This window comes from Pseudomonas sihuiensis, from assembly GCF_900106015.1.
In the GTDB taxonomy this organism is placed as follows: Bacteria; Pseudomonadota; Gammaproteobacteria; order Pseudomonadales; family Pseudomonadaceae; genus Aquipseudomonas; species Aquipseudomonas sihuiensis.
In genome coordinates, this window is the sequence record NZ_LT629797.1 from 1,719,436 (window position 1) to 1,741,931 (window position 22,496).

A 22,496-nucleotide genomic window follows, 5' to 3' on the forward strand; every position below is an offset into this window, starting at 1 on the left:
GCAAACACCCACACCCCGTAAGAGCGGCTGGGCGGCACTGCGCTTCAGCCGCGATGCACGCCTTAACATCGCGGCTAGAGCCGCTCCTACAGGCCGGCTGCAACATTAGGCTACAGGCTGCTCTTGTGGGAGGGGCTTTAGCCGCGACTGGCGCCTCCCAAGGTTAGCTTCGTAGCCCGATGAATCCGGGAGCAATATGTCTGCGGTCCCCGGATTTCATCCGGACTACACGCCAGTGCCGATCAACTAAGCCTCCAGACCGCTTCCCGTAGGAGCCCCGCCCCGGGGCGAAGCGCTTCGAGTGCCCGTCGTACGGGTTCGCGGCGGGGCGCCGCTCCTACATCATCCGAGCGCCAGGCTATACAGCTCTCATCGAGGGCCTCGCCCATCTGACTCGGTGCAAAAACAACCTGAACCATGCCCACACAGGGCAATCCCTTCTTAGGAACAGCCAGATCGAGGCGGCAGCATCCAGGCCGTCATCAGTCATTGCCCAAGAGGGATCTGCCGTGACCACCAGCACCGCAACTCCACACGCCTACCCCAACATCCTCAGCCCCTTGCACGCCACCCTGCTGTGCGGCCAGGTGCCGCTGTTTCTCGGCGCCCTGATCGCCGACATCGCCTACTACCGCAGCTACCAGATCCAGTGGAGCAACTTCGCCTCCTGGCTGATCGCCGGCGCTCTGGTATTCGCCGGCCTGGCGATGCTGTTCGCTCTGGTCGGGCTATTCCGTCGACGCAATCCGCGCCCGCTCACCTACTTCCTGCTGCTCCTGGTTACCTGGGTGCTGGGCTTCATCAATGCGCTGGAGCACGCCAAGGACGCCTGGGCCGTGATGCCCATGGGCCTGGCCCTGTCGGTGATCGTCACCTTGCTGGCCATTGCCGCCACCTGGATCGGCATGGCCCAGCCACGCATAGGAGATGCCCGATGAAAACTGCCATCGCACTGACCGCCCTGCCCCTCGCCCTGCTGTTGACCGCCTGCGGCGAAGAGCCCGGCAGCAACCAACAGTTCTACGGAGCCCAGCCGGACCTGCCCTCCCCCGAACGCGGCATCCTGCCGAGCATGACCATTGCCGAACCGACGCCCTGGGGTGATCAACGACCGACCGTGCCCGAAGGCTTCAGCGTCACTGCCATTGCCACCGACCTGAAGATCCCCCGGCAAACCCTGGTGCTGCCCAACGGCGATATCCTCGTCGCCGAAGGCCGTGGCGGCAACGCGGCCAAGCTCAAGCCCAAGGACGTGATCGCCGGCGTGATCAAGGCACGCGGCAACACTACGGTGGAAAGCGGCAACCGCCTGACCCTGCTGCGCGACGCCGATGGCGACGGCAGCTACGAGCTGCAGACGGTCTTCGCCGAAGACCTCAACGCGCCCTACGGCCTGGCCCTGCACGAAGGCAACCTGTACGTGGCCAACCAGGACGAACTGGTGCGCTTCGACTACGAAGAAGGCCAGACCGAAGCCAGCGGCCCGCCGAGCAAGGTCGCCGACCTGCCATCGGCAATCAACCATCACTGGACCAAGGCACTGACCATCAGCGAAGACGGCCGCTACCTGTACGTTGGCATCGGCTCCAACAGCAACATCACCGAGCGAGGTATGGAGGCTGAAGTCGACCGCGCTCTGGTCTGGCAGGTCGACGCCGAAACCGGCGCCTACAAACCCTACGCCACCGGCCTGCGCAACCCCACCGCGCTGGCCATCCAGCCGGGCACCGGCACCTTGTGGGCGGTGGTCAACGAACGTGACGAACTGGGCGAGGATCTAGTGCCCGACTACCTCACCTCGGTGCAGGAAGGCGGCTTCTACGGTTGGCCCTACAGCTACTTCGGCCAACACGTCGACCCACGGGTGAAACCGCAGGATCCGGACAGGGTCGCCAGCGCCATCGCCCCGGACTACGCCCTCGGCGCCCACGTCGCCGCGCTGGGCCTGGACTTCTCCAGCGAGGTGATGGGCGAACAATATGCCGACGGCGTATTCGTCGGCGAGCACGGCAGCTGGAACCGCAAGAACCCGGTGGGCTACAAGGTAATCTTCGTGCCCTTCGAAAATGGCCGCCCTTCAGGCGATCCCATCGACTTCGTCACCGGCTTTCGCACTGAAGACGGCAAAACCCGCGGCCGCCCGGTGGGCGTAACGGTCGATCCGCGCGGCGCGCTGATCGTGGCGGATGATCTGGCCAATACGGTTTGGCGGGTAGTGCGGGAAGATAGCGAGTGAGACTGAGGAAAGCGGCATATGGCTCCCACGCTCCGCGTGGGAGATAGCCCGTGACGCTCTGCGTCGCCAGCGGCTGCATACGCGCCACGATCTACAAGCGGACGCGGAGCGTCGAGGGCTGTATTCCCAAGCAGAGCGTGGGAATGATCAAGGCGCCGAATGAAGCGTTGAGGATGGAAGCGGCCAAGCGTTTCCATCCTCAATATCTGGGCCGCAAAGATGGTGGACAAGCTTCGCGTTGTCCACCCTACCCATCCCTTTGCGTAGGGTGGATGACGCTTTTTTCATCCACCATTGGCGGGGTCAATGTCCGGGCTACTTACTAGATTTGCATCCGACATAGTTGATGAAAGTGCTCGTACACCAGACTCGTCGATGAGATATCCAGACGCACTGCCATCTACGTTTCTTGCTAGAACGAATTGCATGGGACTATTGACGCTTGAAGCGCCAGAGATGAAAGGTACTGATCGAAACTTTCCTGATGCGAAGCGCACAGGAGTAGCTGAGTTCAGCACCTTCAAACCCACCCGCAACTCGGAAAACTGGCCAGACTCTTCGTTTTCTTCAAAACGCCAGAGCCCGTTCGGATGTGAATAGCTAAGCCAGAAATCATCTTGCTTACCAAGTGAGGTGTTCTTTCGCAGAACGTCTCGCACTTCTTGTATATCCAAGATCGAATGGACAAACTGGCCGATTGTGGCTGACCCATTTACGCTAGGAAAAGTGGCCAACCTTGAAATCGGCACCAACACACGATCTCCGTTGCCCAATTGCAAGACACCGGAGACAGTAAAGTCGATAGTCATCACTTCAAAAACTCCGGATGCCTCCAGAGTAGCGATAAGCGGCCAGTCCGCTTCAGTGGCCTCTTCTAGGGTAAGGACCTCTATGCCATAGAATTCGGCCTTTCGTCGTGCAGGCTCATAAAAGCCATTTTCTGATACGAGGATTAGCTTGTCAGTCGGGAGGTTCTCATGCTTCGCACGCATCTTTTCGACCCATGGAGTATCGGCCGGGCGCGCCCAAGAGATAACCTCAACGCCAAGCTGCACATTGAACCCCCCGGCAATAGCTACAACCAAGATGTCCACTTCGCGAGGCTCACCGCTAACGCGATCCATGAGCATTGCAGACTCTGTCACTTCCGCACGCTCAGCAAGCGTGGCTGTAAGAAGTGTAACTAAGCGCTGAAATGCATTGGTACGTCTCGGCATAGCTTTAAGCACCTAATTTTTAGTTAAGGAGCGCCCAGTAACAAACACAGCAACTAGTCGACCAATTGTTAGGCGCTACTTCAAGCGTTCGACTCCTACCGCACGAGGAGTGCCAGCCACTTGCATCTTGTAGCCACCCTGATTAGTGATGGTTACTTTTGGCATATAAGCGTAGTGGTAATGATACCAATACTCTGTCTGCTGCCAAACTTGACCATTGACAAGCTTGATCAAGGTATCACCCTCCCAGCCGCTAAACTCACCATCAATTTGAGATTGCATCATATTCCCCACGATGTCTGGCGCTCTATTTATTGCAATTTTATTACTTGCAAGCCTAACAGTAATTAAACAGAACTCATTCAATCCATTCCACGACAATTCGGCCCAAAACCGCACAGCCCGCCATGGCTCAGTGCCAGCAATCTACACCTAATCAACAGCTTGCGGCGACCCTACAGGCGATGCCCAATTTAGACCGTTCCGCAGAAGTTACGGCTTTAGTAGGAAGCACCTCAGCAAGCAGACTATTGCAGCCCGCCTTAGCCTCTCAAGCACTCTCCAACCCCACCCTTACCACCCCACTATCAATCGCCAAATGCACCAGCTCCGCCTGCGAGCTGATCTGCAGTTTGTTCTTCACCAGGGTCTGGTAGTTGGACAGGGTCTTGCTACTGATACACAGCTTCTCGGCGATCTGCCGGGGTGGCAGGCCGCGGGCGAGCATGACGAAGATTTCGAACTCGCGCTGGGTCAGTTCGCGCAGGCGGGGGTCGAGGCCGCCTGCGCTGGCGGGGTTGCAGGCCAGTTGGGTGGCCAGTGGCTGCTCGATATAGGCGTGGCCGGCGGCGGTGCGTTTGACCGCTTCCACCAGCACTTCAGGTGAGGAGTTCTTGGTCAGGTAGCCGATGGCGCCGGCGTCCAGTGCCTGGCGTACCAGGGGCAGCTCGTCGTGCATGCTGAAGAACAGTACGCGCAGTTGCGGCAGGCGCTGGCGCAGGCGCCGGGTGGTTTCCAGGCCGCTGATGCCGGGCAGGCCGATATCCATGATCACCAGATTGGGAATCTCTTCCTGCACCCGCTGCAGGGCCTGTTCGCCATCACAGGCCTCACGCAATTGCACCTCGGGCAAAAGGGCGCGCAGCAGGCTGGCGTAGCCCTGACGCACCACGGCGTGATCGTCCACCAGTAAAACCTTCATCGCGTCGCCTCCAAGGGAATGTTCAGGCACAGCGCCCAGCCCGCTTGCGGACGGCTGTGCAGGCGCAGTTCGCCGCCGAGACTGCGGCTGCGTTCGCGCATCGAGCGCAGGCCGATGCCAGGACGCAGCGGCAGTGCAGTGCCCTGGCCGTTGTCGCGCACCAACAGGCGCAAGCCCTGGCCACGGCGTTGCAGGCGAATGCGCACTTCACTGGCATCGGCATGGCGGGCGACATTGGTCAGCGCCTCCTGCACCAGGCGATAGAGATGGGCCTTGCTCGCCAGCGGCAGCTCTGGCAATTGCTCGCCCAGTTGCAGGCGGCAGCGAATGCCTTGCGCCTGCTGCCAGTCGGCGGCCAGTTGCTGCAGCGCCGGGCCGAGTTCCAGGCGCTCCAGCACTACCGGATACAGATCGCGGATCAGGCTGCGGAAGCCCTGTTGCAGGCGCTCGCAGTTGTCGTCGAGCAGGCGCGCGGTGTCCTGCACCTGCTGCGGCCGATCGGCTATTACCTTGAGCAGGCAGGCCTGGGCACGAATGCCGCTGAGGTATTGGCCGAGGTCGTCATGCAGGGTCTGACCGAGGCGCGTGCGCTCGCGCTCCTGCAGCTCCAGCAGCGCCTGGGTCAGCTCGGCGTTGTCCGCCTGCACCTGTTGCAGGGTGATGGCCATCTCGTTGAAGTGCGCCGCCAGGTGCTTGGCCTCGGCCAGGCCGTGGTCATGCAGGCGCGTATCGAAGTGACCGGCACCGACTTCGCGCAGGCCGGCGAGCAGCTCGTCCAGCACACGGCGGGCGCGGCGCACGGCAAAGCGGATGGTCAGCAGGCTGAGGATCAGGGCGAAGGCGCTGAGCAGCAGCAGTTGCAGCAGCGAGTCCTGGATTTCCTCGATCTCGTCGTAGGGATCGAGGGCGATGCGCAACTCGCGGCCATCATCCAACGGCCAGGCATCGGCCACCAGCAATGCCGAGCCCAGCAGGCGCTCAGCGATCCAGTGCTCGATGGCACTTTCGGTTTGCTGCTTGGGCTCTTCGCCCGGGCGCAGCCAGCTCACGCGGATATGCCGCAGGTTCTCGGTCAGCTCCGGACGCAGGCTGCCGGGGTTGCTGCGCGCCACTTCGCCCAGGTACTCGACCACCGCCTCGGCCGCCAGCAACTCGCGGCGCACGTCGTGGCCGGCCTGGCGCAACAGCAGCGCCAGCCCGGCCAGGGTCACCAGCACGAACAGCAGGCTGACGCCGAGGTTGATGCGGCCGAGGGCGGTCATCTACTTGACCACGCTACTTGACAACAAAATGGCCGAGCATGCCCTTGCCTTCCAGGCCCTTGGCGTAGAAGCGGTATTTGCCCGGCTTGACCGGCAGGAAGAAGATCTCCGCCTCACCGGCCTCCTCGAACTCCAGTTCGGTCAGGGTGACCGCCTTGATCTCCACGCCGCCGGCCTCGACCTTGCGCAGGTAGATGGAGGTCGCGAACTCCGGCGCCTGGAAGGCGTATTCCTTCTGCCCGCTGGCGATGATCTTGAGCTGGTAGGCCTGGCCGGTCTGCAGCTGGTACTCGGTCTGCGACATGAAGTAGTCGCTGTCGTCGTTACCCAGCACCAGGTCGGGCAATGCCACCGGGCGGCGGGTCATGTCACCAGCGGCATGCAGTTGATCGACACCGAGCAGGCTGATGATCAGCAACAGCGGCAGTAGCAGGGCCTTGAAAATACGCATGGCGTTCACCTGTTCTTGTTATTGGACGTCGCCTGCCATGCTAGGAAGTAAAGGCCCGCACCGGGTTACTACCTTGGTACTGCCCAACTGGTACTTTGGGCAGATTTCCCGCCAGATCCGGGCCCAATGCCCATCGCCCCTGCCCTACCCGCCACCATCGGCGCATCCATCCGCCACCATCGAACTAAATACCGCACGTACCCGGCTTGTTAGCCTGACTCACCGCTTTCACCCTCTTGGAGTACAGCCATGCGTCATCTCGCCTGCCTGCTGCTGGGCACACTGCTGAGCACGCCGCTGAGTGCCGGCGACGACGAACAGACGCGTATCGCCCGCGAGATGATCCAGGTGCTGGACGCCTATGCGGTATACAAGATGGGCGACTTCGATGAGGCCTTCGAGCGCTATCGCCAGCTTGCCGAAGCCGGTAACCGCCAGGGCATGCTCAACCTCGGTAACATGTACGCCGCCGGCCTGGGCACCGCAGCCGACCTCGAGCAGGCGTTGGCCTGGTACCAGCGCGCCGCCGATGCGGGTGACGCCATCGGCATGTACGAGGTGGCCCGCGCCCATGACCTGGGGTTGGGCACCGAGGCCGACCCGGACCAGGCGGCGCAGTGGTATCGACGTGCTGCCGAGCAGGACAACGCCGAAGCGCAGTGGACGCTGGGTGAACGCCTGTACAAGCAAGGCCAGCACAGTGCCGGGCTGAGCTGGATACGGGCCGCGGCCAGGCAGGGAGAACATCCGCAGGCCCAGCAGTTTCTCGCCAGCCGCGAAGGCAGCCGCACCACCATCACCCTGACCGAGCACGAACGCCGCGCCGCACTGGCGGCCCTCGCGACGGTCGACCAGGCAGCCCAACGCCAGGATGCCGAGGCACTGGTGATGCTGATCGACGATGACGCACAGATCCTGGTGCGACTGCCGCACGAGCGTAACTGGCAGCATCTGAGCAAGGCGCAGCTGCGCACGCTCTGGCAGCAGACCTTTGCCCAGGCCGACGAGTACAGCTACCAGCGCAATGAGCCCGAACTGATAAACGCAGGCGGCACTATCCTGGCCTTCTCGCTGATCCGGGAGAAGCTGAAACGCGGTGACCGGATACAGCAACTGGAAATTCGCGAAGACGCCCAGTTACGCGTCCGCGACGGCAAGGCCAGCATCCATGGCCTGCGCCTGGATATCCGCCAACAAGGCGAGTGAAGGCCTTGAAGAACGGCCCTGAAGAGCTACGACCTTTGTACTAAGCCGGCGCGACCTTGGGCATATTTCCCGACCTGGCGACGCTTCCTATGCTGGCGACAACCTCTGCAGGAGTCGCCCCATGCACCAGATCAGTTGCCGCCTGTTGTTCTGCCTCGTTGCCACACTCGGCCTGGCGACCAATGCCGCAGCGAACGACTTGCAGATACGCATCGGCTACCTGGGCCACCTGCCGCCGCACGGCCCGCTGCTGTCCAACGTCATCCCCGAACCAACCGATGCCGGCCGTCGTGGCGCCGAGCTGGCGATCGCCGACAGCAACAGCACCGGGCGCTTTCTCAAGCAGAGCTACAGCCTCGAGGCAGTCGAAAGCGAGGATGCGGCGACTCTACTGGCCACGGCCGATAACCTGCATGCGCAAGGCATTCGCCTGTTCGTGGTCAACGCCCCAGCCGATACCCTGCGCCAGCTCAGCCAGCGCCTGCCGGACAGCCTGCTGTTCAATGCCGGCAGCAGCGATGACGGCCTGCGCCGCGAGCAGTGCCTGGGCAACGTGCTGCACACCCTGCCCAGCCGCGCCATGCTGGCCGATGCCCTGGCGCAGTTTCTCGCCGCGCGCAAATGGACGCGCTGGCTGCTGGTGAGCGGCAATACCGAGGACGACCTCGCCTATGCCGATGCGCTCAAGCGCGCCGCCAAGCGCTTCGGTCACAAAATCGTCGCCGAGAAGCCCTGGAGCTTCGACAACGACCAGCGCCGCAGCGCCCAGGCGGAAATGCCGCTGTTCACCCAGGCCAGCGAGTACGACGTGGTGCTGGTGGCCGACGAGCGCGGCGACTTCGGCGAATACCTGCCCTACAACACCTGGTACCCGCGCCCGGTGGCCGGAACCCAGGGCCTGACCCCGACTGCCTGGCACAAGACAGTGGAAACCTTTGGCGCCGCGCAGTTGCAGAAGCGCTTCGAGGAACTGGCCGGCCGCTGGATGAACGACCGCGACTTCGCCGCCTGGATGGCCGTGCGCAGCTTGGCCACGGCCATCACCAAGCAGCGCGCCGCCGAGCCGCAGGGCATTCGCTACCTGCTGCTGAACGAACAACTACCGCTGGACGGCTTCAAGGGCCGCAAGCTGAGTTTCCGCCCGTGGAACGGCGAGCTGCGCCAACCGATTCCGCTGGTGCACCCGCGCGCGCTGGTCAGCACCTCGCCGCAGGACGGTTTTCTCCATCCGAGCAACGAAATGGACAGCCTCGGCTACGACAGGCCTGAGGTGAGCTGTGATCTGGCGGGAACACCTCTGTAGGAGCCGGCTTGCCGGCGATCATCGCAAGGTATCGCCCGCAAGCGGGCTCCTACAGAAAAGCAGAACACCTGTGGGAGGCGCTTCAGCGGCGACTGTCGCGGCTGCGACTGCAGGGATGCAGGAGGTAGAACGAAGCAGGATGCCCGAGTCGAAAGCCCCTCCCACAAAAGCAACGGCTACCAACCACTACAACAAGAGGATCAACCCCATGCGCCTGACCCGTCTCGCCTGCGCCGTCGCCTTCGGCCTGGCCTGTCACTCGGCCCTTGCCGCCACCGCCTACGTGTCCAACGAGAAGGACGACAGCATCAGCGTCATCGACCTCGACAGCCTCGAAGTCACCGCCACCCTCGACGTCGGCATGCGCCCACGCGGGTTGCTGCTGTCCTCCGACAACAAGCTTTTGTACATCTGCGCCAGCGACTCGGACCGGGTGCAGGTGATGGATCTGGCCACGCGCAAGATCATCAAGGAACTACCCTCCGGCGCCGACCCCGAGCAGTTCGCCCTGCACCCCAACGACCGCTGGCTGTACATCTCCAATGAGGACGACGCCCTGGTCACCGTGGTCGACGCGCAGAGCGACGAAGTGCTGGCGCAGATCGAAGTCGGCGTGGAGCCCGAAGGCATGGCCGTCAGCCCGGACGGCAAATGGGCGGTCAACACCAGCGAGACCACCAACATGCTGCACTGGATCGACACCACCACCAATCAACTGGTGGACAACACCCTGGTCGACCAGCGCCCGCGTCACGTCGAGTTCGACCAGGACGGCAAGCGCCTGTGGGCCTCGGCCGAAATCGGCGGCACGGTGACGGTGCTGGACGTCGACTCGCGCCAGGTGCTCAAGGTGCTCAACTTCGCCATCAAGGGCGTGCACCCGGACAAGGTGCAGCCGGTGGGGGTCAAGCTCACGGACGATGGCAAGTACGCCTTCGTCGCCCTCGGCCCGGCCAACCATGTGGCGGTGGTCGATGCGCAGAGCTACGAGGTGCTCGACTACCTGCTGGTGGGCCGGCGCGTCTGGCATATGGCCTTTACCCCGGATCAGCGACGCCTGCTGACCACCAACGGCGTCAGCGGCGATGTGTCGGTGATCGACGTCGACTCGCTCAAGGTGAGCAAGTCGATCCAGGTCGGCCGCTATCCCTGGGGCGTGGTGGTGACGCCATGAACGCCCTGCAGGTGAGCGGCGTCGGCTTCACCTATGGCGCCCGCCAGGCCCTCAACGACCTGGCCTTCGAGCTGGCGCCGGGGCGCTTCGGTGCCCTGCTCGGCCCCAACGGCGCCGGCAAGTCCACGCTGATCGCCCTGCTTACCCGCCTCTTTGAGCTGCAGCAGGGCGATATCCAGATCTTCGGCCACAGCCTGCGCGATGAGCCGCGCCAGGCGCTGCGCCAGTTGGGTGTGGTGTTCCAGCAGAGCACGCTGGATCTCGACCTCTCGGTGCAGCAGAACCTCGCCTACCACGCCGCGCTGCACGGCATGCCGCGCCGCGAGGCGCAGGCGCGTATCGACGAGGAGCTGTTACGCCAGGATCTCGCCGAACGTCGTCACGACAAGGTGCGCACGCTCAACGGCGGCCACCGTCGCCGCGTGGAAATTTCCCGCGCCCTGCTGCATCAGCCGCGCCTGCTGCTGCTCGACGAAGCCAGCGCCGGACTCGATCCAGCCAGCCGCCTGGCGTTGGGCCGGCATGTGCGCAACCTATGCCGCGAACAGGGCCTGTGCGTGCTGTGGACGACCCACCTGCTGGACGAGATCGAGTCCAGCGACGACCTGTTGATTCTGCATCGCGGCGAGCGCGTGGCCAGCGGCAAGGCCGCCGAGTTCGGCGACCTGGCCACCAGTTTCGCCCGCCTGACCGGCGACGAGGCGCTGGGCCGTGGCCATGTGCGCGAAGCGATCCGGCCGAACCTGGATACCCAGGCCCGTAGGAGCGGCTTCAGCCGCGAACACCCCGCCGAGGAGCCGCAACCATGACCGCCTACTGGGAATGCCTGCGCGGCATCGTCCTGCGCGAATGGCTGCGCTTCGTCCTGCAGCGTTCGCGCTTTCTCAGCGCCCTGGTGCGCCCGCTGCTGTGGCTGCTGGTGTTCGCCGCCGGTTTCCGCGCCGCGCTGGGCATCGCCATCATCGAGCCGTACGACACCTACATCACCTACGACACCTACATCGTGCCGGGCCTGGCCTGCATGATCCTGCTGTTCAATGGCATGCAGGGTTCGCTGTCGATGGTCTACGATCGCGAGATGGGCAGCATGCGCGTGCTGCTCACCAGCCCGCTGCCGCGCGCCTTCCTGCTCGCCGCCAAGCTGCTGGCCACGGCACTGATCTCGCTGCTGCAGGTCTATGCCTTCCTCGCCATCGCCTGGGTGTATGGCGTGCAACCGCCGGCCTGGGGCCTGCTCGCCGCCCTGCCGGCGCTGCTGCTGGTGGCGCTGCTGCTCAGCGCCCTGGGCCTGCTGCTGTCCAACGGCATCCGCCAGCTGGAGAACTTCGCCGGGGTGATGAACTTCGTCATCTTCCCGCTGTTCTTCCTCTCCTCGGCGCTCTACCCGCTGTGGAAGATGCGCGAGTCCAGCGAGTGGCTGTACTGGCTGTGCGCGGCCAATCCCTTTACCCATGCCGTGGAGCTGGTGCGCAACGCGCTGTACCTGCACCTGCATGTCGAGGCGCTGTTGATCTGCGCCGGCCTCACCGTGCTGCTGACGCTGCTCGCCGTAGCCAGCTTCAATCCGCAACATGCGGCGCTGCGCAAAGCGGGCTGAAACCAGCAATGCACTTGATCGTTGCTCTCGCTCCACGTGGGAATGGCTCTGCGTCCGCTGCCGAATGCAGCCCAAATCCGTAGGGCGGGTGCAACCCGCCAATAGCGCGACGGCGGGTTGCACCCGCCCTACGAACGTCTCAGCAGCCCCTCTACTACTTTGGTACTGGTTTTCCTCTCCAACGTAGAATTCCCAAGCCTGCGACCATGGCCTGTAATACCGCTACAAAAATAAGTAGAGACCTTGCCATGAAGTACCGTCTGCCCGCGCAAGCAGGCCTGATGCTCGCCTCGGTGTTACTGGCCTGCCTTGCGCAAGCCGAAGATCTGTTCGACGCCGATGGTTATCGCAGCAGCCAGTACCGCAGCCCGACCCCATCCAGCCTGGAAGGCGTACAGATCGTCGATACTCCCGCCCTGCAAAAGCTCCTGGCAGAGCGCCCGGACACCCGCCTGATCGACGTTTATCGACGCCCCTTCGTGCAGGACCGCTTCGTCGAGGACGCGCCCCACTCGAACCTGCCCGACAGCCTGTGGCTGGCCAACGTCGGCGACGGCAACCTGGCCCCGCAATGGCAGCGCTACTTCACCCACTACCTACACCAGCAGAGCCGTGGCGACGTGCGCCAACCCTTCGTGTTCTACTGCCGCTCCGACTGCTGGCTGAGCTGGAATGCCGCGCGCCGCGCCCATGCCATGGGCTATCGCCAGCTCTACTGGTACCGTGACGGCATCGACGCCTGGGAGCAGGCCGGCCTGCCCCTGGTGCCCGCGCAACCAGCCGAACTGCCTGCCGCTTTCTTCACGCCCACTGCCACCCCATAATCACAACAACGAGGTGAAAGGCCATGTACAAGATTCTGATTGCCGACGACCATCCGCTGTTTCGTGAAGCCATCCATAACGTCATCGCCGACGGTTTTCCCGGCAGCGAGATCATGGAAACCGCCGACCTGGACAGCGCCCTGGAGCTGACCCAAAGCCACGACGACCTGGATCTGATCCTGCTCGACCTGAACATGCCCGGCATGCACGGCCTGGGCGGGCTGATGAACCTGCGTAACGAGGCGCCGACCATCCCGGTGGTGATCGTCTCCGCCGAGCAGGACAAGCAGATCGTGCTGCAGGCCATCACCTACGGCGCAGTGGGTTTCATCACCAAGTCCTCGCCACGCGCGCAGATGACCGAGGCCATCGCGCAGATCCTCGACGGCAACGTCTACCTGCCGCCGGACATCATCCGCTCGCAGAAGAGCGGCGGCCATCGCCACCACCCCGACCACCACAGCATCTCGCCGGAGCTGCTGCAGGCGCTGACGCGCAAGCAGTTGCTGGTGCTCGAACGCATGACCAAGGGCGAGTCGAACAAGCAGATCGCCTACAGCCTGGATATCGCCGAAACCACGGTCAAAGCGCACGTCTCGGCCATCCTGCGCAAGCTCAACGTGCACAACCGTGTGCAGGCCATTCTCTCGGCTGGCGATATCGATTTCGCGTCCTATCTGCGGCGCTAGCTCGGCAAGAGTGAGCGTCGATCCCGCGCATAGCACCTGGGCTCCCGCCTTCGCGGGAGTGACACACGAGGCTGTCCTGACTCCCGTCATCAACCCGTGCTAAAACGGCGGCCTCACCGATTGGAGTCCACCATGCACATCCGCCCCTTCCAGCTCTCCGACGAAGCCGCCGTCGTCGACCTCTGGCAACGCTGCGACCTGACCCGCCCCTGGAACGATCCGCACAAGGACATCCAGCGCAAGCTGCAGGTGCAGCCCGAGCTGTTTCTGGTAGGCGAGATCGACGGCAAGCTGGTGGCCTCGGCCATGGCCGGCTACGAGGGCCATCGCGGCTGGGTCAACTATCTGGCGGTGTGTCCGGAGCAACGCCAGCAAGGCCTGGCCCGTCAGTTGATGGCGTATATCGAAGAACAGTTGCTGGCCCTGGGCTGCCCCAAGCTCAGCCTGCAGGTGCGCGATACCAACGCGGCGGCATTGGCCTTCTATGAGCGGCTTGGCTACAAGGTCGATGCATCCGTCAGCCTGGGCAAGCGCCTGATCGCGGATGATTGACGAGGTGCCCGTATCGTAGCCCGGATGCAATCCGGGGCAGAACGGCGTGATCTTTCCCGGATTGCATCCGGGCTACGGGCTCGCTGAGCAGACGCCAGCAACAGCTACTCACGACTCACAAATATAGCCCCCTTGCGGGTGCTGCTTTTTGTAGGAGCCCGCTTGCGGGCGATCCATGTATCCGTGGCCTGATCGCCGGCAAGCCGGCTCCTACAAATACCGTCCGATTGCGACTCACGACCTGTAAACCTGCCCGCTGAACAGGCAGCGCCCTACGGATATGACCCGCGATCAAGTCCCCGCCCCACGCTCCATCAGGTGACTCATCGCCGCCTTCAGCTTCATCGGCCGCACCGGTTTGTGCAGCAGGCTGTGGCCCAGCTCGCGCATCTGCTGCTTGAGCTCGTTGCTGTAGTTGGCGGTGATCATCAGCGCAGGTAGCGGCGTGCTGCGCCGGGCGTTGATCTGCGCCACGGCGTCGACGCCATTGCGCTCGTCGTCGAGGTGGTAGTCGGCGATCAGCAGGTCGGCTTCGGCGTGGTAGTTGTCCACCTGGCGCGCCAGGTCTTCTTCACTCAGCGCAGTAACCACGCGGCAGCCCCAGCCTTCGAGCAGGGTGCGCATGCCGGCGCAGATCGCCGCGTCGTTATCCAGCACCCATACCCGCGCACCGCTGAGGCGTTCGAGCAATTGATTCGGGCTGTCCTGCACCGTACGCACACGCGGCGCGCGGCGGGTCAGTGGCACTTCCACGGCGAACATCGAGCCCCTGCCCTGCTGCGATGCCACGCGGATGCGGTGGCCGAGCATGCCCGCAATCTTCTCGACGATCGCCAGGCCCAGGCCCAGGCCGCGATCCTGCTTGCGCTGCACGTTATCGCCGCGTTTGAACTCCTGGAATATCTCCACCAACTTGTCCTGGGCGATGCCGATGCCGGTGTCCCAGACTTCGATGGACAGGCTGTTTCCGCGCCGTCGGCAGCCCAGCAGGATGCGCCCGCTGGCGGTGTAGCGAATGGCGTTGCTGAGGAAGTTGCGCAGGATCCGCGCCAGCAGTTGTACGTCGCTGCGTACCAGGGCCGAGCTGGGCAGGTAATCCAGGCGCAGGCCTTCGCTGCGGGCGATCTGGTGATACTCGGCGGCCAGGTTCTCCAGCAGCTCGCTGACGGCGAATGGTGCGATATCAGGCTTGATCACCCCGGCATCGAGCTTGGAAATGTCCACCAGCGTGCCGAGCAGACTCTCCACGTCTTCCAGCGAGTTGCTGACGTTGCGCACCAGCGGCGCACAGCCTGACAGGTCGCGTTTCTCCAACAAGGCACTGGTGAACAGCCGCGCAGCATTGAGCGGCTGAAGCAGGTCATGGCTGACCGCGGCGAGGAACTTGGTCTTGGACAGGTTGGCCTGCTCGGCCTCGCCCTTGGCATCACGCAGGCGCGCTTCCATCTGCGTGCGCTCGTCGATCTCGCGGCGCAGCTGGTCGTTCACCGTGGTCAGCTCGGCGGTGCGCTCGCGCACGCGCTGTTCCAGGTGTTGATAAGCCTGGTGTAGTGCTTCGGCGGTGCGGCGACGCTCGGTGATGTCGCGGATCAGCACGAAGATGCCGACCACCTCGCCACTGGCCTGACGGTTGGGCACGTAGGAACGCAGCATGTAGCGCTCCTGGCCGTTGTGGTTGGTTTCGGCGAATTCGAAGGTCACGCTCTCGCCGGACAGCGCCAGTTCGACGTAGGGCTCCAGGCGCTGGCAATGCTCCTCGCTGTGCACTTCGCGCAGGCTCTGGCCGAGCATGGCGCCGCGTGGCCAGCAGTACCACTCCTCGTAGACCTTGTTGGTGAATTCGTAGACCAGGTCGGCCGACAGGTAGGCGATCAGCGCCGGCACGTGGTCGGTGATCAGGCGAATCCAGCGCTCGCTGTCGCTCAGCGCCTGGGCCTGGCGATGGCGCTCGGTGATGTCGGTGAAGGTGTTGACAAAGCCACCAGTGGGCAGCGGATGGGTGCGCACTTCCAGCATGCGCCCGTCGAACAGACGCACCTCCACCTGGCGCAGCGGATTGCCGGCGGCATCGCGGCTGTCCGGGGTCAGCGGCTCAAGTTCGCTTTCCGCCATCACTTCGGCGAACGGCCGATGGGCGTTGATCGGCGCCAGCCCGCAGAGCTCGAGGAAGCGGTGGTTCCACAATTCCAGCGCGCCCTCGGCATTGACCATGGCCATGCCCTGCGACAGGTTGTCGACCGCGCGCTGCAGCAGGCGCGACTTCTGCGCCAGGGCCTGCTCGCGGCGCAGCGCCTCGCTCTGCTTCACCTCGGTGATGTCGGTGTAGAGGATCACCAGCCCACCTTCGCGGGTCGGCCGCTCACTGACCTGCACCCAGCGCCCGTCCTGCAGGCGGAACAGGCTCGGCTCGCCTTCCTTGCCCAGCTGCGCTTCTACCACCAAACCGGTGCTGCGGCTCAGCCGGCGAATTTCCTCCAGCCGCGTGCCGGTGCCGATGCGCGCGCGGCTACGCGCCCACAGCGCCTTGAAACGGCTGTTGAACAGCACGATGCGCTGACGATCATCGAACAGCACGAAGGCATCGGAGATGCTCTCGATGGCGTCGATCAAATGCTGGTGCGCAGTCTCGGCACGCAAGCGCGCATCGCTGAGCAACTGGTTGCTGGATTTCAGCTCAGCCATCGCCTGGTTCAGCGCATCGGTGCGCTCGCGCACTTGCTCGGAGAGCACCACCGAATGCTGGAAGGCCGCGTAGGCGTCATCGCCACGGGAATGGATCGACTCAACCCGTTCGATCAGCGCGGCGTTGATGCGCTTGAGCTTGGCGTTCTCCTGCTCCAGCGCCGCACAACGTGCCTGCAGCTCAGCGCTCGCCACGCCCAACAGGTCGGCCAATGGCGACACCGGTGAAGGTCTGGTTGATGTGCATGCCATTGAACTGCTCTCCGTAGGTGTTGAAGCCGATCACCCGCTGCTGGCGCAGCAGTGTGGCGACCGACTCGACGCCGCCATCGTTCTCGATCTCCAGGCGGCGCAGGAAGCAGTCGCAGCCGATGGTCAGCAGCAGCGGACCGAGTCGCTGCACCAACCCGGCGAACAACTGCTGCAGGTTCGGCAGCAAGGGGCCGGGGTGCATGGCGGTGAGGACGATGCCGTTCTCCACCGCGCAGTAGAAGGTCAGGCTGAGGTCGTCGTGCACCTGCTGGATCGAGCGCACGTAGTAGTGATCGCTGATCCGCACCGCCAGCGGATAGGCGGCGAACGCGCGCAGATCCAGAGCCTCGATCGGCAGGCCGATCAGGTCGGCATATTCCTGCGCGGCCGGCGCGGCATTGAGCTCGTACACCCGGCGCGTGGCGCTGTCGGCACGGGTCACCACCAGCTTTTCCGCACTGGGCTGGATGTGATGGGTGCTGAACACCTCGAACTCCAGCCAGGTATTGAACAGCACCACCACCGCCGCGCCGCTGTGGAAGCGCCCGCCGTGATAGACGTGGGTATGGGTCAGGTGGTTGTCGTCGCCAGCCGAACCGCCGAAGTGCGGGATGCTGCCCAGCGCCGCGCTGAGTGCGCCGAGCACCAATTCCTCGCGGCTGGAAAGGCCATCGAGCAGGGTCAGGGCGAAGCTATGGCCCTTGATCGAGGCCAGCTCGTTGCTGCGACAGTTCTTGACCAGGCCATCGACCAGTTGCTGCGCATCGAGCAGATTGAAGCGTTCCATCTCGTCGATCAGCACGCTGGCGATGGAGAAGCAGCGCAGGTCGAAGCCCAGCGCTACCACGCAGCCACGGCCATAGCCCTGCGGGGTGATCTCGCCGGCGCTGGTACAGCCGACCAGGCTGACGCCGCCGAAGTGGGCCTCCAGCGCCTGGCCGAGGCCGTCGAGGTCGTATTCAGCCGAGCAGAAGAACAGCACGAAACCGAGATAGGGATGGATCAGCTGACGTGCCAGTTCCTGGGCGGCCAATTCCACATCCTTCGTGCTGGAGACGGCGCTGAGCACGCCCTCCGACTGTTCCAAGGCCATATCACGCCCCAATGCACCTGCTGATCATGGGGAAATTCTACGAGGCCGGCGCTGCCCGCCCCATGCTACTTGAGTACTGGGTAGTCGATCCGTAGGGCGTACTCGCGAAGCAGTACGCGAGGCCCGCCGCAACCCTGGTCACGCCATGCATGGGTCGACAACCCGCTGCAATTCAATAGGTAGGGCGGGTGTAACCCGCCAGTGGGGCAACGGCGGGTTGCACCCGCCCTACAAACTGGTGCGCCGTGCGCACCAGCGTTCTTACGGAGCCGGCCAGAACATCAGGGTCAGCACGAACATCCCGGCGTAGAAGCCGATCTCCAGCGTTTCCGTCCACGGCTGGATGCGCTTGATCGCGCCATGCACATGCACCAGCACCATCAGCAGGGCCACCGCGGCCAGCACCTCGAAGGTCGTGTGCAGCGCTTCACCGGTCAGCGCGGCGCGCAGCATCAGCGCCTCGACGATCAGGATGAAGGCACCCAGACAGCGCCCGAAGTACACCGCCAGGTCCACATCCTGCGGAATGCGCCAACGCATCAGGCGCGCCCAGGTCAGCGGTACGAGGAAGATCGGTAGCGCGAAGAGCAGCGTGGTACTGATCGCCAGCACCAGCAGATAGGTTTGAGCCGATTCGCTCCAGAGTCCGATCATCAGTTTTTTCTCTTTCGATCCCTAAAAGAACGGGAGGCCCTTGGGCCTCCCGTCGTCCGCAAGCCGTGTGGCTTACCAGCTGAGTACCGCACCGACGGCGAAGGTGTCGGTGTCCTCGTTCAGACCGCTGCCTTCGGCAGCATCGATCTGGTACTGGTTGTACTCGGCGACCAGCTTGAGGTTGTCGTTGATGGTGCGGAAGTAGGCGATACCGCGGGTCTCGTAGTCCGCCGCCACGCCCAGGCCGTTGCCGTCGTCCTCGGTCTTGCCATAGGACAGCGCCACGCGGTTCTTGCCCCAGGTGTAGGAGCCCTGCAGCAGGTAGCCGTCGCTGTCGATGTCACGCAGGGTCGGCTCGCCCAGGTTGTTGGTGAAGAACGGGTTGATGCCCTTGGCCTGGAAGCCCGAACCAGTCAGCGACAGGCCGCCGAACTTGGCCTGCACGCCATAGCCGAGGCCCTTGGAGGTGACCTTGTCGACGGTGTCGTCGGTGTTTTCGGAGGTCTGGTAGGCACCGTTGACCCAGGTGTAGATGGTCGAACCGCCCACATCGAACTGGTAGCTGACCTCCGATTCGAAGCGCGGGTTTTCCTGGTAGGCCTTGCCGGTCGGGCTGTCGTCGTTGGTGTCGACCGGGTCCATGATGCCGACCGCGACACGCAGGCCTTCAGCCAGGTTGTTGTTGCGGTAGGTGATCTGCGAGGTCGGGAACGGATACGGGTAGCCGGTGCCGATGTTGCCGAAGGACACGCCGTTGCCGTCCACCAGGCCAAGGGTGTCGGACACGTTGCCGTAACCGGCCAGCAGCTCATCGAGGAAGATGTTGGAGCGCGAGAACAGGCCGAAGTCCTTGCCCACCAGCACCTCGCCCCACTCCGGGCTGGAAACGGTGCCGTAGAACTGGCGAACGTCGATGGCGGTATCGGTGCCGTTGGTTTCGCTGTCGTTGATGGTGACCCAGAAGGACGAGCGGCCGGTCAGCTTGAGACCATCGATCTGCTTGCCGAAGTTGAAACCGATCCAGTTGGGCAGAAAGCCCATCTTCACCCGCGACTGGCGACGGTCGAACTGCTCGCCGTCGCGATCGACGTCGCTGTTGACGTAGAAGGCGTTGATGTAGCCGTCGGTGGAGAATGTGGTGTCGTCCTTGTCATACAGGACGATCTCGGCGGCGGCCTGCTGCGCGGTCGCCAGAGCGACGGCGGTAGCCAGGGTCAGGGGCAGAAGTCGAGTGATGGCGATCTTGTTGTTGTGCATAACGCTCTCCGCTTGAGTGGCGACCGCCAGGGCAGTCGTGTCGGAGGCGATTATCGAAAGCGGGTCCGGCGGGCCATACGCTGCCTTGGCCGCGATTCGCTGCTGCTTTGGCCGGGCGCTACCGTCGCGCTTCCGCCGACTCGCGACCGACCTGCTACCGGTAGCGGGAGAAAGGTATTAGTACCGGGCCAGCCCTAGGGCGTAGAAATGCGCCAGTAACGAAGCGGCAGGCGTCGCGCACCGCAACGAACGGCGGCGGCGCGGCTGCACAAGGCTTCGCCCCGGGTCGGGGCTCCTACACAGCCACCAGATGCTGCCTCATCCTGTAGGAGCCGCGCCCCGCGGCGAATCGAAAGAACGCGGCAAAGCCAGAGCCTCGCACCGGACCGGGTCTCCTGCAGAAAAAGGGCGTTGGAAATTCGCGCGCAGTCGCGCAAAGAGCGCTGAAGAGAACGCAGCCTAGGCCGGCGACGGTGCTCCGCTGGCCAGTACGCGCCAGTCGCTGGCGCTTAGCAGCTGCTCATGTACCAGGAGCAGATCGTTTTTGGTCAGGGCTGTCAGCGCCAGCTGCACCCGCTGCAGATGCGCCTCGGGCAAGCCCGCCAGATGCAGTTGCCAAAGCTGCTCGGCACGCGCCAGGTTGGCCTCGGCCGGGCTCAGCGCCGGCAGCAAGGCATCGCGATACCGCGACACGGCCTCATCGTCCAGTGCTGCGAGCAACTGACGCTGCTCGCCCAGAAAGGCGCGGATATGCTCGAAGATGTCGGCCGCCTTGCAGACGGGTGACTGCAGGGCAAACAGCAACCCCCGGCAACCCTCGAGCTGGCGAAAACCGGCGAACAGCGCGTAACCCAGTTGCAACTCACCACGCAGGCGCTGGTAGAAACGCCCCTGCAACACCTGCCCAAGCACACGCCAGGCAGCCTCAGTGCAGGCATCGCCGGCAGGCAAGGGGCAGAACAGCAGCAACGCAGCATCCGTACCTGGCTGCACGACCTGCTGCCAGTCGATCCCGGTCGCGATGCGGGCCGTTGGCGACATATCCGCAAGCGCCTCGACAGCCGAGCACAGCTCGGCCAGTTGTGCCTGTTCGCTCGCTCCGAGCCCGACACTCAGCCCTTCCAGCCGCGAGGTCTTGGGCATCTCGCACAGTTGCGGCAAACGCTGCAGCAGCGCCCGCAACAACATGCCCTGGGGAGCGGGCTCGGCTGGGTCATCGAGCGCGGCCAACAGCAACGGCACCAGCAAGGCACTGAAGGCCGGCAACAGCGGCGCCGGCCCGCGCAATGAAAGGCTCCAGCCAGCGGCTTGTACGCTCAGCTGACAGGAGATGCCAAGCCGCTCACCACGCCAGCGCAGATCGGCGCTGCGCGCCAGCAATCCAGTTTCGATGGCAGCCGCGTCGCCCACACCTGAACAGGGGCCACGCCAGTAAAGCGCAGCCGGCCCACCCTTAGTCCGCCCCGGATGATGTCGCAGCGCGGCCAACGGCAAAACGGCCGATGCCACGGCAGCGCCGGCCAGTAACGGATCATTGCCAGGCAGCCGCCACGGGTGGTTCGACATTGGAGTTGGCGATGGCATCGGCAAGGCCTGCAATGGCAAATCCAAGCCGATTGCCGGCCACAGGGGTCGCACCTGTTCGTCGCACTGCAGTTCGATCAGCCCATCACCGCGAGCCAGGCAAGCCAGCAAGGCATTCAGGCCGCGCAAGGTGTGGCTGTCGTCCTGAGCAGGCGATTGCAGTTCCCTGGCCGCCGCCAACGGGCTTAGCCCAAGCAACCTGAGCGCTGCTGCCTGCTGTTGGTGCAACAGCCGCAATGACCAATCTGCATCGCCCTGCAACTGCGCGGCCCAACTCTGCACGGCAGCGCGCAACGCGGCGCCCTGCTCCGCGGTGGCGCCAGGAAAGTCCAGACGCAACAGGCATTGCCCCCGGTGCTGATACAGCACCCGCGCCTGCAACTGCCGGCACAGCTGCAATTCACGCAAGCCGTCGAGCAAGCCGCCGGGCGCAGGGTCCTGCAAGGCATCCAGCAACAGATCCAACGATGCATTCAGGTGGGGGGTGTCGAGCTGCACGGCAAGGCCCAGGTGCACACCCGAGCGACTGTGCTGCAGGTGCAGGCACGGCGCTCGCAGCGGCAGCAGGTCAGCCGGTGGCACGAAACAAGCGTCGCCCTCGCCTGCCGGCAACGCTCCAAGTAGCGCCTCGGCGATATCCAGCAACTGCTCGGCCGGTTGTGGCCCAACCAGAGTCAGGTTCATATGCCGAGCCTGGTAGTGGCGCTGATGGTGATCACGCAGCGCCTGCTGAAACTCCGCAGACTCCACAACCAGCGTGCTGCGATCGCCGGCCAGAAACGCGCCGCAGCGATGCCCGGCAGCGAGCGCCTGGCCCAGGGCATGATTGATGCGACTGTCGGCATCCTGGCTGCGCGCCTGGTACTCGGCGTGCAGCACCTCGCGCTCGCGCACCTGCGCGTCGAGCTCCAGCAACGGCTGGCCGAGCATATCCAGCAAACGCATCAGCGCCGGCTGCAGCAGCTCGGCCGGCACCTCGCAGACGAAATCGGTGTGCCGCGCCTGAGTCGAGGCATTGACCAGCCCGCCATGGCGCTGGACGAAGGCCATCACCCCCTGCTCTCCCGGGTAATCGCGGCTGCCGAGAAACAACAGATGTTCGAGAAAGTGCGCCAGGCCCGGATAGGCCGGTGGCTCGTCATGACTGCCCGCCGCCACCCGCAGGCACAACCCCACCTGCTGCGCCCAGGGCTGCTGCTGCACGCGCAGCTCGGCGCCATTGGCCAGGCGCCGGGTAACGGGAGCTTGATTGGACATCGTCG

At 64.0% G+C, this 22,496-nt stretch carries 20 protein-coding genes; 10 read left to right on the plus strand and 10 right to left on the minus strand.

The genetic code is table 11. From position 1 onward, the window contains the following. Positions 1 to 509: 509 nt before the first annotated feature. Positions 510 to 938, plus strand: a complete 429-nt coding sequence (locus BLT86_RS08110) for a DUF2231 domain-containing protein (protein ID WP_092375918.1) — start codon at positions 510 to 512, stop codon at positions 936 to 938. Then, positions 935 to 2,236: a PQQ-dependent sugar dehydrogenase gene (locus tag BLT86_RS08115; RefSeq protein WP_092375920.1), complete on the plus strand. Its 1,302-nt coding sequence runs from the start codon at positions 935 to 937 to the stop codon at positions 2,234 to 2,236. The genes BLT86_RS08110 and BLT86_RS08115 overlap by 4 nt, the downstream gene beginning before the upstream one ends. Before the next feature lie 284 nt (positions 2,237 to 2,520). On the opposite strand, the gene BLT86_RS08120 is transcribed toward BLT86_RS08115, so the two are convergent. The 5 genes from BLT86_RS08120 to BLT86_RS08140 form a co-directional block, all read right to left on the minus strand. After that, positions 2,521 to 3,453 (minus strand): hypothetical protein, encoded by a 933-nt coding sequence (locus BLT86_RS08120; protein WP_157719660.1) that lies wholly within the window; start codon positions 3,451 to 3,453, stop codon positions 2,521 to 2,523. A 75-nt stretch (positions 3,454 to 3,528) separates the two neighbouring features. Then, a complete protein-coding gene (locus BLT86_RS08125) occupies positions 3,529 to 3,819 on the minus strand; it encodes a hypothetical protein (RefSeq protein WP_157719661.1) in 291 nt (96 codons plus the stop codon). Between the two features lie 184 nt (positions 3,820 to 4,003). Further along, positions 4,004 to 4,654: a response regulator transcription factor gene (locus BLT86_RS08130; protein WP_092375930.1), complete on the minus strand. Its 651-nt coding sequence runs from the start codon at positions 4,652 to 4,654 to the stop codon at positions 4,004 to 4,006. Then, positions 4,651 to 5,916 carry a HAMP domain-containing sensor histidine kinase gene (locus tag BLT86_RS08135; protein WP_092375933.1) on the minus strand — a complete coding sequence of 422 codons (1,266 nt, stop codon included), beginning with the start codon at positions 5,914 to 5,916 and terminating at the stop codon, positions 4,651 to 4,653. Before BLT86_RS08135 ends, BLT86_RS08130 begins: the two co-directional genes overlap by 4 nt. A 13-nt stretch (positions 5,917 to 5,929) precedes the next feature. Continuing rightward, a complete protein-coding gene (locus tag BLT86_RS08140) occupies positions 5,930 to 6,367 on the minus strand; it encodes a cupredoxin domain-containing protein (protein WP_092375936.1) in 438 nt (145 codons plus the stop codon). Between the two features lie 249 nt (positions 6,368 to 6,616). Between BLT86_RS08140 and BLT86_RS08145 the strand changes: the two genes are divergently transcribed. From BLT86_RS08145 to BLT86_RS08180, 8 genes are all read left to right on the plus strand, one after another. Next, positions 6,617 to 7,573, plus strand: coding sequence for a tetratricopeptide repeat protein (locus tag BLT86_RS08145; protein ID WP_092375940.1), 957 nt, complete (start codon positions 6,617 to 6,619; stop codon positions 7,571 to 7,573). A 121-nt stretch (positions 7,574 to 7,694) separates the two neighbouring features. Then, positions 7,695 to 8,876, plus strand: a complete 1,182-nt coding sequence (locus BLT86_RS08150; RefSeq protein ID WP_092375943.1) for an ABC transporter substrate-binding protein — start codon at positions 7,695 to 7,697, stop codon at positions 8,874 to 8,876. A 208-nt stretch (positions 8,877 to 9,084) separates the two neighbouring features. Next, on the plus strand, positions 9,085 to 10,050 hold the full coding sequence (locus BLT86_RS08155) for a YVTN family beta-propeller repeat protein (protein ID WP_092375946.1): 966 nt from the start codon (positions 9,085 to 9,087) through the stop codon (positions 10,048 to 10,050). Next, positions 10,047 to 10,859, plus strand: coding sequence for an ABC transporter ATP-binding protein (locus tag BLT86_RS08160; RefSeq protein WP_092375949.1), 813 nt, complete (start codon positions 10,047 to 10,049; stop codon positions 10,857 to 10,859). Before BLT86_RS08155 ends, BLT86_RS08160 begins: the two co-directional genes overlap by 4 nt. After that, positions 10,856 to 11,647, plus strand: coding sequence for an ABC transporter permease (locus BLT86_RS08165; protein ID WP_092375952.1), 792 nt, complete (start codon positions 10,856 to 10,858; stop codon positions 11,645 to 11,647). The genes BLT86_RS08160 and BLT86_RS08165 overlap by 4 nt, the downstream gene beginning before the upstream one ends. Positions 11,648 to 11,895: 248 nt before the next feature. After that, positions 11,896 to 12,471, plus strand: coding sequence for a PQQ-dependent catabolism-associated CXXCW motif protein (locus BLT86_RS08170; protein ID WP_092375955.1), 576 nt, complete (start codon positions 11,896 to 11,898; stop codon positions 12,469 to 12,471). Positions 12,472 to 12,494: 23 nt separating this feature from the next. Continuing rightward, the gene (locus BLT86_RS08175) at positions 12,495 to 13,160 is read left to right on the plus strand and encodes a response regulator transcription factor (RefSeq protein ID WP_075748211.1); all 666 of its coding nucleotides are present in this window, start codon (positions 12,495 to 12,497) and stop codon (positions 13,158 to 13,160) included. Between the two features lie 132 nt (positions 13,161 to 13,292). Beyond that, entirely contained in the window at positions 13,293 to 13,712 is a 420-nt protein-coding gene (locus tag BLT86_RS08180) for a GNAT family acetyltransferase (RefSeq protein ID WP_092375959.1), read from the plus strand. Between the two features lie 291 nt (positions 13,713 to 14,003). On the opposite strand, the gene nahK is transcribed toward BLT86_RS08180, so the two are convergent. The 5 genes from nahK to pqqF form a co-directional block, all read right to left on the minus strand. Beyond that, positions 14,004 to 16,646, minus strand: a complete 2,643-nt coding sequence (gene nahK / locus BLT86_RS08185) for a hybrid sensor histidine kinase/response regulator NahK/ErcS' (protein WP_167377316.1) — start codon at positions 16,644 to 16,646, stop codon at positions 14,004 to 14,006. Next, positions 16,576 to 17,739: a nitric oxide-sensing protein NosP gene (nosP, locus tag BLT86_RS08190; protein ID WP_092375966.1), complete on the minus strand. Its 1,164-nt coding sequence runs from the start codon at positions 17,737 to 17,739 to the stop codon at positions 16,576 to 16,578. Before nosP ends, nahK begins: the two co-directional genes overlap by 71 nt. A 261-nt stretch (positions 17,740 to 18,000) precedes the next feature. Further along, complete coding sequence (locus tag BLT86_RS08195; protein WP_092375969.1) at positions 18,001 to 18,393, minus strand: hypothetical protein; 393 nt, start codon at positions 18,391 to 18,393, stop codon at positions 18,001 to 18,003. Between the two features lie 72 nt (positions 18,394 to 18,465). Beyond that, the gene (locus BLT86_RS08200; RefSeq protein ID WP_092375972.1) at positions 18,466 to 19,650 is read right to left on the minus strand and encodes a porin; all 1,185 of its coding nucleotides are present in this window, start codon (positions 19,648 to 19,650) and stop codon (positions 18,466 to 18,468) included. A gap of 459 nt (positions 19,651 to 20,109) precedes the next feature. Beyond that, on the minus strand, positions 20,110 to 22,491 hold the full coding sequence (gene pqqF, locus BLT86_RS08205; protein ID WP_092375976.1) for a pyrroloquinoline quinone biosynthesis protein PqqF: 2,382 nt from the start codon (positions 22,489 to 22,491) through the stop codon (positions 20,110 to 20,112). Positions 22,492 to 22,496 lie beyond the last annotated feature (5 nt).